Genomic DNA, 14,490 nt, shown 5'->3' on the forward strand with positions numbered 1-14,490 from the left:
AGGCACGCAGGATTGAACCCCTCGATAAAGAGGTTCATCCCACAGGTATTGCAAGAATGCAGCCAGATCGTGATGGCTCAGTGTTTGTTCGAAGAGCCCTGCATGACCAGTTTGATCAGAGGCCCCAACGTGGTGCCGAGGCGAACCAAACGGGTCAGGCTACTCATCCCGCCGCCGGTTTTCGCACCCTTGCCAGTCAGAAAACCCAGTAGAGTCACCGCGGCCACGCCCCAGAGCGGTGCGTGCTTAATGCCGAAGCCATCCTGCAGGTTTTGTGACATTCCGCGCACACGCTGCAAGGGCTGCAACAGTTGAGCGGATTCGTGGCGGATTTCCTGGCGATGCATTTCCATGCGCAAGCGAATCAACGCCTTGCGCATTTCCGTACGCGAGCTGTTGCGAGGCAGTTCAGGCAGGTTCATGGCAGCAGGCGCTCCCGATCATTGGCCAATTCTTCCAAAGTGCCATGGAAGGGCGAGGACTCATCGAAGATGGCCGCCCTCAAACGCATCCCGCAGAACACGCATGCAAGGGTGTAGAACACGCAGAGTGCGATGATGGCGGGCAGGCGATAGGTGTCCCAGAACACGATCAACACCAGCGTCGACAATCCCACCAACAGCAACAACGCGAACACCAGCGCCAGGCCTGCAAACAGCAACAGGCTGACGGTGCGGGCTTTTTGCTCCTGCAATTCGATGCCGAACAGTTCGACGTGGCTGTGCAGCAACCCTAAAACGGCGGCGCCCAGGCGTCGCGATGAGGAACTTGCGCCCGTCTCGGACGAGCCGATTTCATCGATTGCCATAATCAGCGCCGGGTTGCCAGCAGGCCAATGAGGAAACCCACGCCGGCGGCAATGCCCACCGATTGCCATGGGTTGGCCTGGACATAGTCTTCGGTGGCGGTCACGGCAGCCTGACCGCGTTCGCGCAAGGAGTCTTCGGTCAGTTTCAAGGTTTCGCGTGCACGCAACAGACTGTCGTGAATTTGTTCGCGCAACTCATCGGCCTGATCACCAGCCAGGGAAGCGGTGTGTTCCAGCAATCGTTCAGTGTCGCTGACCAGGGTTTGAAAGTCGGTCATCAGAATTTCTTGAGCAGTCTTTGCCTTGATGCTGGCCATTGGTGATCTCCGTAAGTGGCTTCTGTTGCGTTCGAGTATGAGCCTTGCGCGAAGGTTCAGTACAAATGACTGGTACAACTTTTGCTGTGTCGTGGTGCGTTAGCCCGCGCCCATGCGCTGTTGCTGGGCAAGATTCCAGTAAAACCTTAACTCAAACAATCGAAACCCGCGCATATGTCCCGGTCGTGATTGGCCTTGACGAACCCTGTGCTCCAAAGCGGTTCGTCGGGAGAGACTTGCTCGATCTGACAAGTCTCAACTTGGTGCATGGATTGCCCGCGCGAACTGCTTTGGTGCTTTTTTCAGCCTTAAGGTCTGCCAAATCCATGGAAAATCTGCAAAGCGCTGTGGACACTCTGGTCCATAGCTCCAATACGTTGTTCATCCTCATCGGTGCGGTGATGGTGCTGGCCATGCACGCCGGCTTCGCCTTTCTTGAAGTCGGGACGGTCCGGCAAAAAAACCAGGTCAATGCATTATCGAAGATTCTCAGTGACTTCGCTGTTTCGACCCTTGCCTACTTCTTTATAGGCTATTGGATTTCCTACGGCGTCACTTTCATGCAACCGGCGGCTGTGATTAATGCTGATCACGGCTACGGGCTGGTGAAGTTTTTCTTTCTGCTGACCTTCGCTGCGGCGATCCCGGCCATCATTTCCGGCGGCATCGCCGAGCGCGCCCGGTTCGTCCCGCAACTGTGTGCGACAGCACTGATCGTGGCATTCATCTATCCCTTTTTCGAGGGCATGATCTGGAACGGCAACCTGGGTCTGCAAGCCTGGTTACTCGCGCATTTTGGCGCCAGCTTCCATGATTTCGCCGGTTCCGTAGTGGTCCACTCCATGGGCGGCTGGCTGGCGCTGGCGGCGGTGTTGTTGCTGGGGCCGCGCAATGGTCGTTATCGCGAGGGGCGGCTGGTGGCGTTCGCGCCGTCGAGCATTCCTTTTCTGGCGTTGGGCTCGTGGATCCTGATCGTCGGCTGGTTCGGTTTCAACGTGATGAGCGCGCAAACCCTGCAAGGGGTAAGCGGGCTGGTAGCGGTGAACTCGTTGATGGCCATGGTCGGCGGAACGGTGTCGGCATTGATCGTCGGGCGCAACGACCCGGGTTTTCTGCATAACGGCCCACTGGCCGGGTTGGTGGCGATCTGCGCCGGTTCCGACCTGATGCACCCCGTGGGCGCATTGGCCACCGGTGCCATCGCGGGAGCGCTGTTTGTCTGGTGCTTTACTGCCGCTCAAGGCAAGTGGCATATCGACGATGTGCTGGGTGTCTGGCCGCTGCATGGTCTGTGTGGCGCATGGGGCGGAATTGCCTGTGGCATTTTCGGTCAGAGCGCGTTGGGTGGATTGGGCGGAGTGAGTCTGATCAGTCAGGTGATCGGTACCGCATTGGGCGTGGTCGTGGCGCTGGCCGGTGGCTTCGCGGTTTACGGCGTGATCAAGGCGTTTCATGGTCTGCGCCTGAGTCAGGAAGAAGAGTATTACGGCGCAGACTTGTCGGTGCACAAGATCGGCGCCGTCAGTCAGGATTAGCAGCGTGTCTCATTGGCTCGACGGCATTTCGGGGCAGGCCTAGAATAGGCACACAATTTTTTTGGAAGAGCGCTCATGCTTCCTGAATGTCAGCTGTTCGGCACGCTTGGGTGCCATCTCTGCGAAGTAGCCGAAGCCATGTTGATGGAGTTTGTCGAGCGCGGCTTGCTGGTGGAGTTGGTGGACATTGCCGAGGACGAAACATGGTTCGAAGCCTACAGCCTGCGAATTCCGGTCTTGCGCCGGGTTGATACGGGGGCTGAGCTGGGCTGGCCCTTCAGCGCCGACGAAGTGGTTGCGTTCCTGCGCTAACAGTTTTTGCAATGAGCGCGATCCGCCCGTCGCACTTTACGATTGATCCCCTTGGCTTAAGTGATGCGATTCGGATACTGTATGCGCATACAGTTATTCGGATTGCTGCCTTGCCGCCGCTGGTTTTTGGGTTTGAGCGGGCAAGTCCGGGCGTCAGAGGGATGAATCGTGGTCAATGTCGAACAATTGAAAAGCAGCGTGAACCGGATGTCTGTGGACGTGGTACGCGAGGCTGTCGCCGAATTGCGCCTGGATGGCTTGGTGACGGAAGGAAAAACGCCCTTCAATAAACTGCATTTCAATACCTGCTTTGCTGAAATCGAAGCCTTGTTTCAGCGCGCAGGCTATCACCGACAGCTGGATGTCGTGGGTTATCAGGGTTTGTTGTATGCGCTTTATGACCCGGGGCGCTGGGAAGCGGTCGATGTGCTGCGCTGGCTCAAGGAGTACACGGAAGCGGCAGCGCGCGCACAGATACCCGCTTGAGGATTCTCCGCTAGGTTCGTTTCCGCCGCTGTTGGATAATGCCGCTCTGCACTCAGGGTAAGAGCTTTTGTATGTCCACTTCATCGTTTTCTGCCGCACACAGCCAAGCCAGCACGCTTTACTTGCCACCTGGCCCGTGGCAGACCGTTTTCGATTGCCTGTGCGAGCACTTTAGCGCCATCGGTCGTGAACAATGGCTGGACAGAATTGCTCGCGGTCGGGTTCTCGACGCACAGGGCGCGCCGATTGCCCTTGATCTGCCCTACAAGGAAGGTCTGCGGATACATTATTTTCGTGAAGTGCCGGATGAAAAGCCGATCCCGGTAATTGAGTCGATTCTGTACGCGGACGAACATCTAGTCGTGGCAGACAAACCACATTTTTTACCCGTGACCCCGGCAGGTGAATACGTCGAACAGACCTTGTTGCGCCGCCTTATCCATCGACTCGATAACCCGCACTTGGTGCCGCTGCATCGCATTGACCGGCATACGGCAGGCCTTGTGCTGTTTTCGGCCAACCCTCAGAGCCGTTCGGCCTATCAGTCGTTGTTTCCTACGCGACAAATCGAAAAGCGCTACGAGGCGATTGCGCGGGCTTTGCCTGAACTGACTTTTCCACTGGTTCACAAGAGCCGGCTTGTCGATGGCGAGCCTTTCTTCCGCATGCAGGAAGGACCGGGTGCGAGCAACACCGAGACGGCTGTCGAGGTCAGGGAAAAGAACGGTGACCTTTGGCGTTACGGGCTTTATCCGGTGACGGGCAAGAAGCATCAGTTGCGTGTGCACATGACAGCCTTGGGTGCCAGCATCTGCAACGACCCGTTTTATCCACAGGTGCTCAAGGATGTGGAGGATGACTACGCCAATCCGTTGAAACTGTTGGCGCAAGGCTTGAAGTTTGTTGATCCGGTCACGGGGCAGGAAAGAGAGTTCGAGAGCGCGATAACCCTGCAGTGGTGATGATCAAACGGCGTTTTGTTTAGTTGGCCTGGCAAAAAAGTTCGAATTTATGGACTGTTTTAGAGTCACTTGAACAGGCCTCGCGAACGTGGCTTTCAACCTCGGGACGGCTTCATTTCGTTCGGCAGTTCCGAGACCTTCCGTTCAAGGAGACATCCATGAAACGTATCGCTTTCGCTGGAATGTTCATTTGCGCTGCCATGTTGGCTTCTCCTGTATTCGCCTCGCAACAACACGACCTCTGCACCATCAAGCTGCAGGAGCTCAAGGACAAAGTCACCAGCCTGCCAGCTACTTCCGCAGACGCCACCGCAGAAATCAAACGGTTACAGGCCAGCGCTGAAGCCTCTCGGGCGGGCAATGATGATGAAAAATGCATTACTGAAGCCACGCAAGGACTGACACGCGTGGATAAACTGGCCAAAGAACCGAACCCATAAGCTCAGCGTTTACAGACTCCAGATACAAAAATGCCCCGACATGTCGGGGCATTTTTATGTATCTGGTGTAAACCGCGAAGATTACAACTCTTTGACGGTACGAACCTGATCCTTGTTGATGCGGGTCTGTTTGCCATCCAGTTGTTCGAATTCGTAGAAGCCTGAATCCTGATCGTAGCTTGGCGTGTCGACGGCCTGGATTTCGCGACCGTCATTCAAGGTGATCACCGTTGGCGATGCGCAACCGGCGAGGGTAGCAAGGCCCAGTGCGAGCATGAAAGTGGCCAGGGTCCGTTGTGTCATGGGTGTGTCTCCGAAATTAATTCTTTTGGTTACGGAGCTTGAGACGTAAACCGCGCGTGCAAGTTCCTTGGGTTCTTTCAGTCTTATATAGTGTAGTGCGTGCTCAACAATTCCGGAGTATTAAGGTTCGCCAGACGGGGGTCGTTGTCGGGGCATTGCAGGGCAGTCGCACCCAGTTTGCGCATGAGTCGACCCGGGCTTCGCTCGCCATCGTTCCAGGCAGTTTCGAATTCAGCGCTAAGTGCCACGGGAATGACGCACAGCAACGGTTCCCAGTGATCGTCGTGGCGCAGCATCAATGGTGTGTCGGGATGCTGGCTGGCGGCTTCGCGCATGCTGCTGAGCAAGGCGGCATCGATGCGCGGCACATCACAGGGCAAGACCAGCAGGTGCGTATGACGAGCAGCTTTCAGGCCGGCACGAATACCGGCCAGCGGCCCCGGAAAGTCACCTTCGTCGTCGTGAACCAATTGATCGGCGTACGGCGCGTACTTTTCCAAATTTCGGTTACACGAGATGATCAGGTCATCGCTCAGTGGCCGCGTCTTGCGATGCAGATGGGCAATCAACGGCTCGCCGTGCCATTCCAGCAAACCTTTGTCCTGACCACCCATTCGTTGGCCGCGACCGCCTGCCAGGAGCAGAATGGAGCAGGGTGGCAAGTCTGTATTTGAGGTCATGGCAAGTCTCCATGGGGGCGGCGAAAAAACGGGGCGCTGTGATATAACACCGGGCTGTTTCTCATACAACTGGACGAGCCTATGAAAGCCAAGGCTGATGTACCTTTTGCACCGCTCAATATCGCGGTGTTGACGGTCAGCGACACCCGTACCCTGGAAACCGATACCTCAGGCCAGGTCTTCGTCGACCGCCTGACCGCTGCCGGCCATAACTTGGCTGCCCGGGTGTTGCTTAAAGATGATCTCTACAAAATCCGCGCGCAAGTTGCCAACTGGATTGCCGACGAAGTCGTGCAGGTGGTGCTGATCACTGGCGGTACCGGTTTTACCGGGCGCGACAGCACTCCGGAAGCGGTGACCTGCCTGCTCGACAAGCAAGTCGATGGTTTTGGTGAACTGTTCCGGCAGATCTCGGTGGCAGACATCGGCACCTCGACGGTTCAATCCCGCGCTCTGGCCGGTCTGGCCAATGGCACGCTGGTCTGCTGCTTGCCGGGTTCGACCAATGCTGTGCGCACCGGTTGGGACGGAATTCTTTCCGAGCAACTGGATTCGCGCCATCGGCCATGCAATTTCGTAACTCATCTGAAACAGGCGGCACCCTGTGAATCCCGCGGGTAAGCCGGGCAAGACCGGCAGCCTGATGCCGGTCGAAGTGGCGCTGGCACGTCTGCTGGAAATGGCAGATACCTCACGGATTGTTGAGCGTGAGCGCTTGCCGTTGGCGCAGGTCCAGGGCCGTGTGCTGGCCGAAGACCTGGTATCGACGCTGGATCTGCCGCCGTGGCCCAACAGCGCCATGGACGGGTATGCCTTGCGTTTGGCTGACTGGACTGGAGAGCCTTTGGTCGTCAGTCAGAAGATCTTCGCCGGCCAGGCGCCTGAACCCTTGAAGCCGGGCACTTGTGCACGAATCTTCACCGGGGCGCCGGTGCCTGCCGGTGCCGATTGCGTTGAGATGCAGGAAAACGCCGAAGTCCAACCGGATGAGCGAGTGCGTTTCACCGAAACCATGGTCCTTGGGCAAAACATCAGACCACAAGGCCAGGAGACCACTGTCGGTGAAGTGATTCTGCCTGCTGGTACGCGTTTGGGCCCGATCGAACAAGGTCTGGCGGCCTCACTGGGTTGCGCCGAGCTGGACGTGATCCGCAAGGTTCGCGTTGCGGTTCTGTCGACCGGGGATGAATTGATTGAACCGGGACAAACCCTTGGGCCGGGGCAAATCTACAACAGCAACCGCGTTTTGCTGTGCAGTTGGTTACAGCGTTTGGGCTGTGAAGTGGTCGATGCCGGAATTCTTCCGGATGATTTGGGTACTACTCGCTCGCGCCTCGGCGAACTGAAGGATGTCGACCTGATCCTTTCGACCGGTGGTGTGTCGGTCGGAGAGGCCGACTTTCTCGGCATAGCCTTGCGGGAAGAGGGTGAGCTGGCCTTGTGGAAACTCGCCATCAAACCTGGGAAACCGCTGACATTCGGACACTTTCGCGGTGTTCCGGTGATTGGCTTGCCTGGCAATCCGGCATCGACTCTGGTGACTTTTGCCTTGTTGACTCGGCCTTATCTCTTGCGTCGTCAGGGTGTCAGAGAGGTCGAACCGCTGAAAGTACAAGTACCGGCAGGGTTTGACTGGCAGAAAGCCGGGAATCGACGCGAGTACTTGCGCGGTCGTCTGGAAAATGGCCGGGCCATCATCTACAAAAATCAAAGTTCCGGTGTGCTGCGTAGCGCTGCTTGGGCTGATGGATTGGTTGAAGTGTTGGAGGATCGCACGCTGGTCGCGGGTGACAGTGTTTACTTCATTCCGCTGAGCGAAGTCCTGGGTTGAAACGGGTAGCCGTCATGTCACGCAAGCCCGGCGTGAACCGGGTTTTGCGTTCATGACTGATCAGTGAGCCAGGAGCAGTGTCACGAGCTGGTCGAAGCGACTATTGGCGATCCAGCCCAGTAGCCCAAGAACGACGGCCGTTCCCCCTGCGGAATAGGCAAGTCGGTGTTTGATGGTTTTGACGTCGCTGCGAACTTCTTCCATGTCACGGCGGATGTACTTGAGGTGTGTTTCCAACTCTACGACGCGAGGTTCCATATCAACTTCTCCATTGGGTTTTGCACTGTTTTTGAGTTCGGCCGGTTGGGTGGCCCGTTTCTCTGCGAGCGGTACGACCGGAAACACCGGTAGCCTGAGGTCATGGCTTTGCATGGCACGTCCTTGTGTTGTCCTGCTGATGACTGAAAACCGTGGGCACCAAAGTGTACCAATCACACTTTTTGGTCAATTGAGCCGATTCCTCACGTTTTGTAAGAAAAATCCTGCCGTGTAGGACGCAACAGCGTCCAGCTGGAAATAATTCAAATTTCCAGCGACTTTTATCGGGTGCAACGAGGTCAACATCTCCCGTAGGCCATTCAAATCCGGGAGCGACAATAATGAGCGAACGCAAGGCGCTATTGATTTTGCATGGCAAGCAGGCGCTAAACGAGGAGGTTCGTGCTGCTGTTGAAAGCAAGCGCGAAAAAGGTTGGGAGCTGGCCGTTCGCGTGACTTGGGAGGCCGGCGACGCACAGCGGTTGGTGGATGAGGCGTTGGCAGCAGGATACAGTCGGATCATCGCTGGCGGTGGCGATGGCACCGTGCGTGATATCGCCGAAGCCATCGCTGCGCAATCGAAGCAGGCCAGCCTGGTGTTGATGCCACTGGGAACCGCCAACGATTTTGCGCGCGCTGCCGGTGTTCCGCTGGAGCCTGCCGAGGCACTGAATTTATTGGACGTAGCGCCTAGCGCCATCGACCTGGGAGAGGTTGGCGGGCAGATATTCCTGAACATGGCCACCGGCGGATTTGGCAGTCAAGTCACGGCTAACACTTCCGAGGACTTGAAAAAGGTGCTCGGTGGCGCGGCTTATCTGTTTACCGGCCTCACACGCTTCAGCGAGTTGCACGCAGCGTATGGCGAGTTACACGGTCCGGACTTTCAGTGGAGTGGCGAGTTGCTGGCCTTGGGTATCGGCAATGGCCGGCAGGCGGGTGGCGGTCATGTGTTGTGTCCGCAGGCACTGGCTGACGACGGTTTGCTCGATATCAGTATTTTGCCGGCCCCGCAGGAGGTAGTGGGTACCTTGAAAAACCTGCTGGCTGATGGCTTTGGCATCGACAATATGTTCGTGCGGGCGCGGTTGCCATGGGTTGAAATCAAGGTGGCCGAAGGTCTTTACATCAATCTCGATGGCGAACCGCTGGAAGGTGACAGCCTGCGTTTCTCGGCGCGACCGGCAGCATTGCTGGTGCATCTGCCTGAGCAATCGCCGCTGTTAAGCACGACTCAACCTGTCAGTCGTCCAGACTGATGATCTGCTCACGAACCGCGAACAGCACCAGGCCAGCCACATCGAAAATCTGCAAGCGTTTCATGATCTGCGAGCGGTGGGTTTCGACAGTCTTGACGCTCAGGCCCAGGCCGTTGGCGATTTCCCGGGTGGATTTGCCGCGAACGATCAGTCGAAGGATTTCCAGCTGACGAGCAGTGAGGTTATGCGAGTCAGCAGACTCCGGCTGGTTTTTTTGCCGGGTGAGCGCTTGGGTAATAACGGTATGGGCGATGGCCGGGCTCAGGTAGCGTTCATTGTTACGCAAGGCTTCCAGTGCATGTTCCAGTTCGGTGGCCGTGGTGTCCTTGAGCAGATAGCCATGGGCCCCGGATTCCAGCGCCTGCATGATGAGTGCGGGGTCGGTGTGCATCGACAGGATCAGCACCTTGCTCTGCGGGCGAATTCGCTTGAGTTGCGTCAAGGCCTCGAGGCCACCGGTTTGCTTCATGGAAATATCCAGCAGCACAATGTCCGGGGACAAATGCTCAACCATCGCGAGTAATTGCGAGCCGTCATTGGCCTCGCCAATAACCGCGTACCCAGGAAGGTCCATCACCAGGGCGCGCACGCCAGCCCTGATCAGCGAGTGGTCATCCACCAGAAGTAAGTTACAAGTCAATGCATAACCTTATTCGTACTGGCCCGCTCGAACGCGCGAGGCGCCCAGGGGAAGAGGGCTTCGATTTGTGTGCCTTTGCCAGGTTCGCTGGTGACGGTCAGGGTGCCACCCAGTTGATTGATGCGTTCCGACATCCCGGCCATTCCGCGTTGCCCCTCGCGGCCGGGGTCGGTGGCGGGCGAAAACCCCTGGCCGTCGTCACTGATCAGCAGTGACAGGCCTTTTGGTAAACGCTGCAGGCAAACCAGCAGGTTTTTCGCTTCGGCATGCCGCAGCATGTTGGTGACGGCTTCCTGAGTAATTCGAAAGGCCGCCACTGCCATTTCTTCGGGAATACCGGTCAGACGCTGATGGCATTCCAGGCTCCAGTGCACGGGGGTATTGGCGAGTGTCTTGAGCAAATGCGCACGCAGGCTCGCCTCCAGCCCAAGACTGGCCAGCTGCCTGGGATTGAGGATGGCCGAAACGTCACGAACTTTGGTGAGGGTTTCTTCCAGCGTGTCGCAAAGCACCGTGCATTGTTCCTTGAGCTCTTCCGGCATTCGGCGTTTGAGCCAATCACTTTGCAGTTTGGCAGCGGTCAGCAATTGACCGATGTCGTCATGGAGTTCTCGACTGAGTCGATGGCGTTCGTTTTCCTGGACTTGCAGCAAGCGATCGGCCAGTTCCTGGGGCTGAAATTTGATTGACTTGCGTGACAGGCAGTACTGCACCCATACACAGCTCAAAGCCGCGATGTCGAGTATCAACAGACTCAGAGGCAGGGTGGTGGACAGGCTGTAGACCAGCACGCTGCCAAGCGTTGCACAGGCGCACAGCAATAGGGTGAACCGTCGGGCGTTTTCTCGGGAGGGTGGCCACTTGGCGATGGACTTGAGACTGGCGTACATAGCGGATGGAGCCAATGGATGTTCGCTGCGGGCAGACCGGTCATTCTGGCTGACAGGCCTATGTTTTGTAGTGTTGGGCATCGACTTCAACGGGACGCACTTCTGTATGAGAAATCCAGCCTGGAACTTGATCGGGTCGCAGCCCTGACAATCACATTGCCATTAATTGACGTCAACTAATGGGCGGCATGATAGCACCTAAGATACCGTTGGTCGCGCTTGTGATAGATGTCCATTAAGTCAGGAATCAAGACGTTTTGGACGTTAGTTCCATAAAAGGAAAACTGGCGTTGTTGTCGCGGGGAAGAGTCGGATGTGCGTAGGTATATTGGCTGTTAATACCAGGCAACACCCTAGGCAAGGCGGGTAGTCCAGCTATCGAGGGGAATAGTTATTTGTTTAGAGTTGTCGTGAATAGGTATGAAATATTCAATCACGACATACGTGGACTCAAATTTTCAAGCAGTCATCGCAGTAAAATTATGCGCTACGACTCCGCTCTGCCGATTTAAGCCTGCCGCTCTGCGTAGGAAACAAGTGTGAATGGTCTGGAATTAACCGGTGGCTGAAACTGGCTTTGTCCGACCTGGAAGGCAAAGGCTTCGATCAGTGTGGTCTGTTCACTTTCGTCGAGGCTCAGCTGGCCGGTTTCCTGATCGATAAGCTCAAGTTGCCATGCAATCAATGTCAGGCAATCTTTCAGCGCATTCAGGGCTTCATCGTGCAGGTCCATGTGATTCTGCGCGTGGTTCAACAGGCCATGAATGTGCAGGGAAAACTCGGAAACCGCCGCCAGCGCGAGAGCGTCTGCCTTGTTGGCGAGCTTGAGCAGGGTGCTGAGCATGCAATCGATGGCGTCCTTGTCATTGCTGATCAGTTGCAAATGACTCAGGCATTCCTCGGTTTTGGCCAGGAGTGTTTCGGCCTCGACGAGAAACTCGGGGACCCGCTTTGCCCATTCATTACGATTGTTCGGCATGCTTATCTCCACAACGTCATGACTAATGAGGGAATGTCGTGTGTGTCGACGAGGACGATCTGCGTCCCGACGTAACCGTTTCGTCGCGAGACCGCGCTCCGGCCTGCATGAATGCGGGCTGAGGAGTTTGAGAAGGTGGATGGCCACTTACCTGCGATCGCACACAAAAGCCTGACTCCATTCATGCAATGAGAATGGCGTCACATTAATGGCTATTGGATATTGCGAATATCAGGTTGGGCCTGATTGTGGGTAAGGGAAACCCTTATGCAGCGGAACTTAACGCGAAGACTGTGGTCGCGCCACAGAGAATGTAGCAGATGAAATTACATCGCCAGTAAAGCATGATGTTAATGTGACATCAATGCTGGAGCATCGCATTTTGCTTGGGGTCAAGCTCCGGCAAAAACAGCCGATATCCCTCTATTAGCGAATTCATCAGAACAAGAGCAGGAGTCATTAATGGCCGGCATTCTCGATACGGTAGACCAACGTACGCAATTGGTGGGTGAGAATCGCCTGGAAATTCTCATGTTCAGGCTGGCCGGGCGGCAATTGTTCGCGATCAACGTGTTTAAAGTTCAGGAAGTTTTGCAACTGCCGAAGTTGACCCTGATGCCTCAGCGCCATCCGTTCGTCTGCGGCGTCGTCAACCTGCGTGGGCAGACCTTGCCGGTAATCGACCTGTCCCAGGCCATCGGCATGCGTCCGCTGATACCCGGTCCCAACAGCACGATTATCGTCACTGAGTACAACCGTTCGGTGCAGGCGTTCCTGGTCGGTGGCGTGGACCGCATCGTCAACATGAACTGGGAAGCGATTCTGCCGCCACCGACCAGCGCCGGTCGCCAGCATTACCTGACGGCCATCAGCAAGGTCGACGATCAGTTGGTGGAAATCATCGACGTCGAAAAAGTCCTGGCTGAAATCGTCCCGTACAACGCCAAGGTTTCCCGCGACAAACTCGACGATCCGGTGCTGGAGCGTGCCCGTGGTCGCGAGGTGCTACTGGTGGATGACTCCAATGTGGCCCTCGCGCAATTGCGCGACACCCTCGGACAGCTGGGCGTGAAAATGCACATCGCCAGTGATGGCTTGAAGGCATTGAACATGCTCAAGGCCTGGGCCGATACCGGCGTGAACATGACCGACAAGTTGCTGATGGTGTTCACCGACGCCGAAATGCCGGAAATGGACGGCTACCGCCTGACCACCGAAATCCGAAACGATCCGCGTCTGCGCGGCCTGTATGTGGTGTTGCACACGTCATTGTCCGGCAGCTTCAACGACTCGATGGTGAAGAAGGTCGGCTGCGACAATTTCCTCTCCAAGTTCCAGCCGGACAAACTCGTCGACGTGGTGCGCCAGCGCCTGATGCTCGACGCCGTGCCGGCCTGATCATGACCAGAAACCACCTGTAGGAGCCGGCTTGCCGGCGATGGCGTCCGTAAGATCGCTATCGCCAGCGAGCCGGCTCCTACAGGTTGAGTCCGTGAGGACGCTTTCCCCGGCGAGCAAGCGCTTCTGTCTTCAGCCTTTGATTCAGCAATCAAGCTCGTATAGGGTGGCGTTTTTGCCTCCCAGGGAGCTGGCCATGCTGCGTCTGAGCGCGCTTTATCGTTATCCGTTGAAATCCGGCAAGGGCGAGACACTTCAGCAGGTCAGCCTCGACAAGCTCGGGCTGGACGGGGATCGACGCTGGATGCTGGTGGACGAGGCCAGCGGGCGTTTCCTGACTCAGCGCGCGGTGGCAGAAATGAGTCAACTCTCGGCGCTGTGGAATGCCGCCGGTGGCTTGACCCTCAGCGCCCCCGGCCACTCGCCGCTCGATATCGCCTTGCCTGCCAGCGATGCCGAATTGCGTGGTGTCACTATTTGGCGCGATACGTTACGTGTCCCCGATGCCGGTGACGCGGCGGCTGCCTGGGTCAGTGCGTTCATTGGCAAGCCGACGAGGCTGGTGCAAGTGCCGCTTGATCGTGCGCGGACTACACAGGCCGGATATGGCAAGGACGATGATCAGGTCGCGTTCGCGGATGGTTTTCCGTTGCTGCTGATCGGGCAGGCGTCCCTGGAGGATCTGTCGCAAAAGGTCGGACGACCATTGGAAATGCTGCGCTTCCGGCCGAACCTGGTGATCGAAGGCGGCGAGGCGTTTGCCGAGGATGACTGGAAGCGCATTCGCATTGGCGATGTCGAGTTCCGCGTAGTCAAACCGTGCTCACGTTGCATTCTGACCACCATCGACCCGCAGACCGGTGAACGCAGCGTGGATCGTGAACCGTTCGCCACCTTGCAGAAATATCGGTCCGAGGCTGATGGTGCGATGTTTGGGCAAAATCTGGTCAATGACAGTAATGGCTGGCTGGAAGTAGGCATGCCGGTCACCATTCTTGAGTAAAAACCGCTGAACAAAAAAAATGCCCGTGTTTTTGCACACGGGCATTTTTTTGTCGCTGTGAAACCCAGGGTTTTAGCCGCGGTATTCGCACAGGTAAGCGGTGTCGACGGCCACTTTCAGCTGGAACTTGCTGTTGGCTGGCACATTGAACTGGCTGCCGGCGGCGAAGGTTTCCCAGTCGTTGCCGTCTGGCAGTTTGACAGTCAGGGCGCCGGACACCACATGCATGATTTCACGCTGGCTGGTGCCGAATTCGTATTCGCCCGGAGCCATGACGCCGATGGTCGCAGGACCTTCAGCGGTGCCAAAGGCGATCGACTTGACGGTGCCGTCGAAGTACTCGTTGACTTTAAACATGGGCGATTCCTCGAAAAGGGCTTAAAAGGGCC

20 protein-coding genes are annotated in these 14,490 nt (G+C 56.7%); 10 read left to right on the top strand and 10 right to left on the bottom strand.

Annotated elements, in window-relative coordinates:
• Nucleotides 1-77: 77 nt before the first annotated feature.
• The 3 genes from KGB21_RS13770 to KGB21_RS13780 are packed head-to-tail and all read right to left on the bottom strand — an operon-like array spanning nucleotide 78 to nucleotide 1,125.
• Nucleotides 78-422 (bottom strand): hypothetical protein, encoded by a 345-nt coding sequence (locus KGB21_RS13770; protein WP_034151321.1) that lies wholly within the window; start codon nucleotides 420-422, stop codon nucleotides 78-80.
• Nucleotides 419-808 (bottom strand): phage holin family protein, encoded by a 390-nt coding sequence (locus KGB21_RS13775; RefSeq protein WP_034151322.1) that lies wholly within the window; start codon nucleotides 806-808, stop codon nucleotides 419-421. Before KGB21_RS13775 ends, KGB21_RS13770 begins: the two co-directional genes overlap by 4 nt.
• Nucleotides 809-810: 2 nt before the next feature.
• The gene (locus KGB21_RS13780; protein ID WP_034151323.1) at nucleotides 811-1,125 is read right to left on the bottom strand and encodes a YqjD family protein; all 315 of its coding nucleotides are present in this window, start codon (nucleotides 1,123-1,125) and stop codon (nucleotides 811-813) included.
• Nucleotides 1,126-1,451: 326 nt separating this feature from the next.
• Between KGB21_RS13780 and KGB21_RS13785 the strand changes: the two genes are divergently transcribed.
• From KGB21_RS13785 to KGB21_RS13805, 5 genes are all read left to right on the top strand, one after another.
• A complete protein-coding gene (locus KGB21_RS13785; protein WP_223505419.1) occupies nucleotides 1,452-2,660 on the top strand; it encodes an ammonium transporter in 1,209 nt (402 codons plus the stop codon).
• A 75-nt stretch (nucleotides 2,661-2,735) separates the two neighbouring features.
• Entirely contained in the window at nucleotides 2,736-2,972 is a 237-nt protein-coding gene (locus tag KGB21_RS13790) for a glutaredoxin family protein (protein ID WP_034151325.1), read from the top strand.
• Between the two features lie 168 nt (nucleotides 2,973-3,140).
• Complete coding sequence (locus tag KGB21_RS13795; protein ID WP_034151326.1) at nucleotides 3,141-3,458, top strand: hypothetical protein; 318 nt, start codon at nucleotides 3,141-3,143, stop codon at nucleotides 3,456-3,458.
• A 71-nt stretch (nucleotides 3,459-3,529) separates the two neighbouring features.
• Nucleotides 3,530-4,420 (top strand): pseudouridine synthase, encoded by an 891-nt coding sequence (locus tag KGB21_RS13800; protein ID WP_223505420.1) that lies wholly within the window; start codon nucleotides 3,530-3,532, stop codon nucleotides 4,418-4,420.
• Nucleotides 4,421-4,578: 158 nt separating this feature from the next.
• Complete coding sequence (locus tag KGB21_RS13805; RefSeq protein ID WP_034151328.1) at nucleotides 4,579-4,860, top strand: hypothetical protein; 282 nt, start codon at nucleotides 4,579-4,581, stop codon at nucleotides 4,858-4,860.
• Nucleotides 4,861-4,941: 81 nt separating this feature from the next.
• Here the strand turns inward: KGB21_RS13805 and KGB21_RS13810 are convergent, their stop codons facing one another.
• Together KGB21_RS13810 and mobA are read right to left on the bottom strand one after the other, a co-directional pair.
• Nucleotides 4,942-5,163, bottom strand: coding sequence for a YgdI/YgdR family lipoprotein (locus KGB21_RS13810; RefSeq protein ID WP_034151329.1), 222 nt, complete (start codon nucleotides 5,161-5,163; stop codon nucleotides 4,942-4,944).
• 83 nt (nucleotides 5,164-5,246) lie between these two features.
• Nucleotides 5,247-5,843 (bottom strand): molybdenum cofactor guanylyltransferase MobA, encoded by a 597-nt coding sequence (gene mobA, locus KGB21_RS13815; protein WP_223505421.1) that lies wholly within the window; start codon nucleotides 5,841-5,843, stop codon nucleotides 5,247-5,249.
• 81 nt (nucleotides 5,844-5,924) lie between these two features.
• Between mobA and moaB the strand changes: the two genes are divergently transcribed.
• Both moaB and glp read left to right on the top strand, forming a co-directional pair.
• The gene (gene moaB, locus KGB21_RS13820; RefSeq protein ID WP_034151331.1) at nucleotides 5,925-6,464 is read left to right on the top strand and encodes a molybdenum cofactor biosynthesis protein B; all 540 of its coding nucleotides are present in this window, start codon (nucleotides 5,925-5,927) and stop codon (nucleotides 6,462-6,464) included.
• Nucleotides 6,448-7,674: a gephyrin-like molybdotransferase Glp gene (gene glp / locus KGB21_RS13825; protein WP_223505422.1), complete on the top strand. Its 1,227-nt coding sequence runs from the start codon at nucleotides 6,448-6,450 to the stop codon at nucleotides 7,672-7,674. Before moaB ends, glp begins: the two co-directional genes overlap by 17 nt.
• 60 nt (nucleotides 7,675-7,734) lie before the next feature.
• On the opposite strand, the gene KGB21_RS13830 is transcribed toward glp, so the two are convergent.
• Nucleotides 7,735-8,046 carry a hypothetical protein gene (locus tag KGB21_RS13830; RefSeq protein WP_034151333.1) on the bottom strand — a complete coding sequence of 104 codons (312 nt, stop codon included), beginning with the start codon at nucleotides 8,044-8,046 and terminating at the stop codon, nucleotides 7,735-7,737.
• A gap of 227 nt (nucleotides 8,047-8,273) precedes the next feature.
• Between KGB21_RS13830 and yegS the strand changes: the two genes are divergently transcribed.
• Nucleotides 8,274-9,191, top strand: a complete 918-nt coding sequence (yegS, locus tag KGB21_RS13835; protein WP_223505423.1) for a lipid kinase YegS — start codon at nucleotides 8,274-8,276, stop codon at nucleotides 9,189-9,191.
• Here yegS and KGB21_RS13840 read toward each other — a convergent pair.
• The 3 genes from KGB21_RS13840 to KGB21_RS13850 all read right to left on the bottom strand — a co-directional run bounded on the left by KGB21_RS13840 (nucleotide 9,175) and on the right by KGB21_RS13850 (nucleotide 11,700).
• Nucleotides 9,175-9,831: a response regulator transcription factor gene (locus tag KGB21_RS13840; RefSeq protein WP_034151335.1), complete on the bottom strand. Its 657-nt coding sequence runs from the start codon at nucleotides 9,829-9,831 to the stop codon at nucleotides 9,175-9,177. The two genes, yegS and KGB21_RS13840, sit on opposite strands and share 17 nt — an antisense overlap.
• The gene (locus tag KGB21_RS13845) at nucleotides 9,828-10,721 is read right to left on the bottom strand and encodes a sensor histidine kinase (protein ID WP_223505448.1); all 894 of its coding nucleotides are present in this window, start codon (nucleotides 10,719-10,721) and stop codon (nucleotides 9,828-9,830) included. The genes KGB21_RS13840 and KGB21_RS13845 overlap by 4 nt, the downstream gene beginning before the upstream one ends.
• A 508-nt stretch (nucleotides 10,722-11,229) precedes the next feature.
• A complete protein-coding gene (locus KGB21_RS13850; RefSeq protein ID WP_034151337.1) occupies nucleotides 11,230-11,700 on the bottom strand; it encodes a hypothetical protein in 471 nt (156 codons plus the stop codon).
• 462 nt (nucleotides 11,701-12,162) lie between these two features.
• Here KGB21_RS13850 and KGB21_RS13855 point away from each other — a divergent pair, with 462 nt between their 5' ends.
• Nucleotides 12,163-13,098 (top strand): chemotaxis protein CheV, encoded by a 936-nt coding sequence (locus KGB21_RS13855; RefSeq protein WP_034151338.1) that lies wholly within the window; start codon nucleotides 12,163-12,165, stop codon nucleotides 13,096-13,098.
• A gap of 196 nt (nucleotides 13,099-13,294) precedes the next feature.
• On the top strand, nucleotides 13,295-14,101 hold the full coding sequence (locus tag KGB21_RS13860) for an MOSC domain-containing protein (protein ID WP_223505424.1): 807 nt from the start codon (nucleotides 13,295-13,297) through the stop codon (nucleotides 14,099-14,101).
• A 72-nt stretch (nucleotides 14,102-14,173) separates the two neighbouring features.
• On the opposite strand, the gene KGB21_RS13865 is transcribed toward KGB21_RS13860, so the two are convergent.
• Nucleotides 14,174-14,458: a pyrimidine/purine nucleoside phosphorylase gene (locus KGB21_RS13865; protein WP_034151340.1), complete on the bottom strand. Its 285-nt coding sequence runs from the start codon at nucleotides 14,456-14,458 to the stop codon at nucleotides 14,174-14,176.
• Nucleotides 14,459-14,490 lie beyond the last annotated feature (32 nt).

Origin of the sequence: Pseudomonas sp. GL-RE-29 (assembly GCF_019947275.1) — a bacterium.
In the GTDB taxonomy this organism is placed as follows: domain Bacteria; phylum Pseudomonadota; class Gammaproteobacteria; order Pseudomonadales; family Pseudomonadaceae; genus Aquipseudomonas; species Aquipseudomonas fluorescens_A.

What these genes read in the sequence shown, in the direction of transcription:
- KGB21_RS13790 (WP_034151325.1), top strand. Translation starts at nt 2,736, where the DNA reads ATGCTTCCTGAATGTCAGCTGTTCGGCACGCTTGGGTGCCATCTCTGC.
- KGB21_RS13805 (WP_034151328.1), top strand. Translation starts at nt 4,579, where the DNA reads ATGAAACGTATCGCTTTCGCTGGAATGTTCATTTGCGCTGCCATGTTG.
- KGB21_RS13810 (WP_034151329.1), bottom strand. Translation starts at nt 5,163, where the DNA reads ATGACACAACGGACCCTGGCCACTTTCATGCTCGCACTGGGCCTTGCT.
- yegS (WP_223505423.1), top strand. Translation starts at nt 8,274, where the DNA reads ATGAGCGAACGCAAGGCGCTATTGATTTTGCATGGCAAGCAGGCGCTA.
- KGB21_RS13770 (WP_034151321.1), bottom strand. Translation starts at nt 422, where the DNA reads ATGAACCTGCCTGAACTGCCTCGCAACAGCTCGCGTACGGAAATGCGC.
- KGB21_RS13785 (WP_223505419.1), top strand. Translation starts at nt 1,452, where the DNA reads ATGGAAAATCTGCAAAGCGCTGTGGACACTCTGGTCCATAGCTCCAAT.
- KGB21_RS13860 (WP_223505424.1), top strand. Translation starts at nt 13,295, where the DNA reads ATGCTGCGTCTGAGCGCGCTTTATCGTTATCCGTTGAAATCCGGCAAG.
- KGB21_RS13775 (WP_034151322.1), bottom strand. Translation starts at nt 808, where the DNA reads ATGGCAATCGATGAAATCGGCTCGTCCGAGACGGGCGCAAGTTCCTCA.
- moaB (WP_034151331.1), top strand. Translation starts at nt 5,925, where the DNA reads ATGAAAGCCAAGGCTGATGTACCTTTTGCACCGCTCAATATCGCGGTG.
- KGB21_RS13850 (WP_034151337.1), bottom strand. Translation starts at nt 11,700, where the DNA reads ATGCCGAACAATCGTAATGAATGGGCAAAGCGGGTCCCCGAGTTTCTC.
- KGB21_RS13845 (WP_223505448.1), bottom strand. Translation starts at nt 10,721, where the DNA reads ATGTACGCCAGTCTCAAGTCCATCGCCAAGTGGCCACCCTCCCGAGAA.
- KGB21_RS13800 (WP_223505420.1), top strand. Translation starts at nt 3,530, where the DNA reads ATGTCCACTTCATCGTTTTCTGCCGCACACAGCCAAGCCAGCACGCTT.
- KGB21_RS13780 (WP_034151323.1), bottom strand. Translation starts at nt 1,125, where the DNA reads ATGGCCAGCATCAAGGCAAAGACTGCTCAAGAAATTCTGATGACCGAC.
- KGB21_RS13855 (WP_034151338.1), top strand. Translation starts at nt 12,163, where the DNA reads ATGGCCGGCATTCTCGATACGGTAGACCAACGTACGCAATTGGTGGGT.
- KGB21_RS13865 (WP_034151340.1), bottom strand. Translation starts at nt 14,458, where the DNA reads ATGTTTAAAGTCAACGAGTACTTCGACGGCACCGTCAAGTCGATCGCC.
- KGB21_RS13830 (WP_034151333.1), bottom strand. Translation starts at nt 8,046, where the DNA reads ATGCAAAGCCATGACCTCAGGCTACCGGTGTTTCCGGTCGTACCGCTC.
- mobA (WP_223505421.1), bottom strand. Translation starts at nt 5,843, where the DNA reads ATGACCTCAAATACAGACTTGCCACCCTGCTCCATTCTGCTCCTGGCA.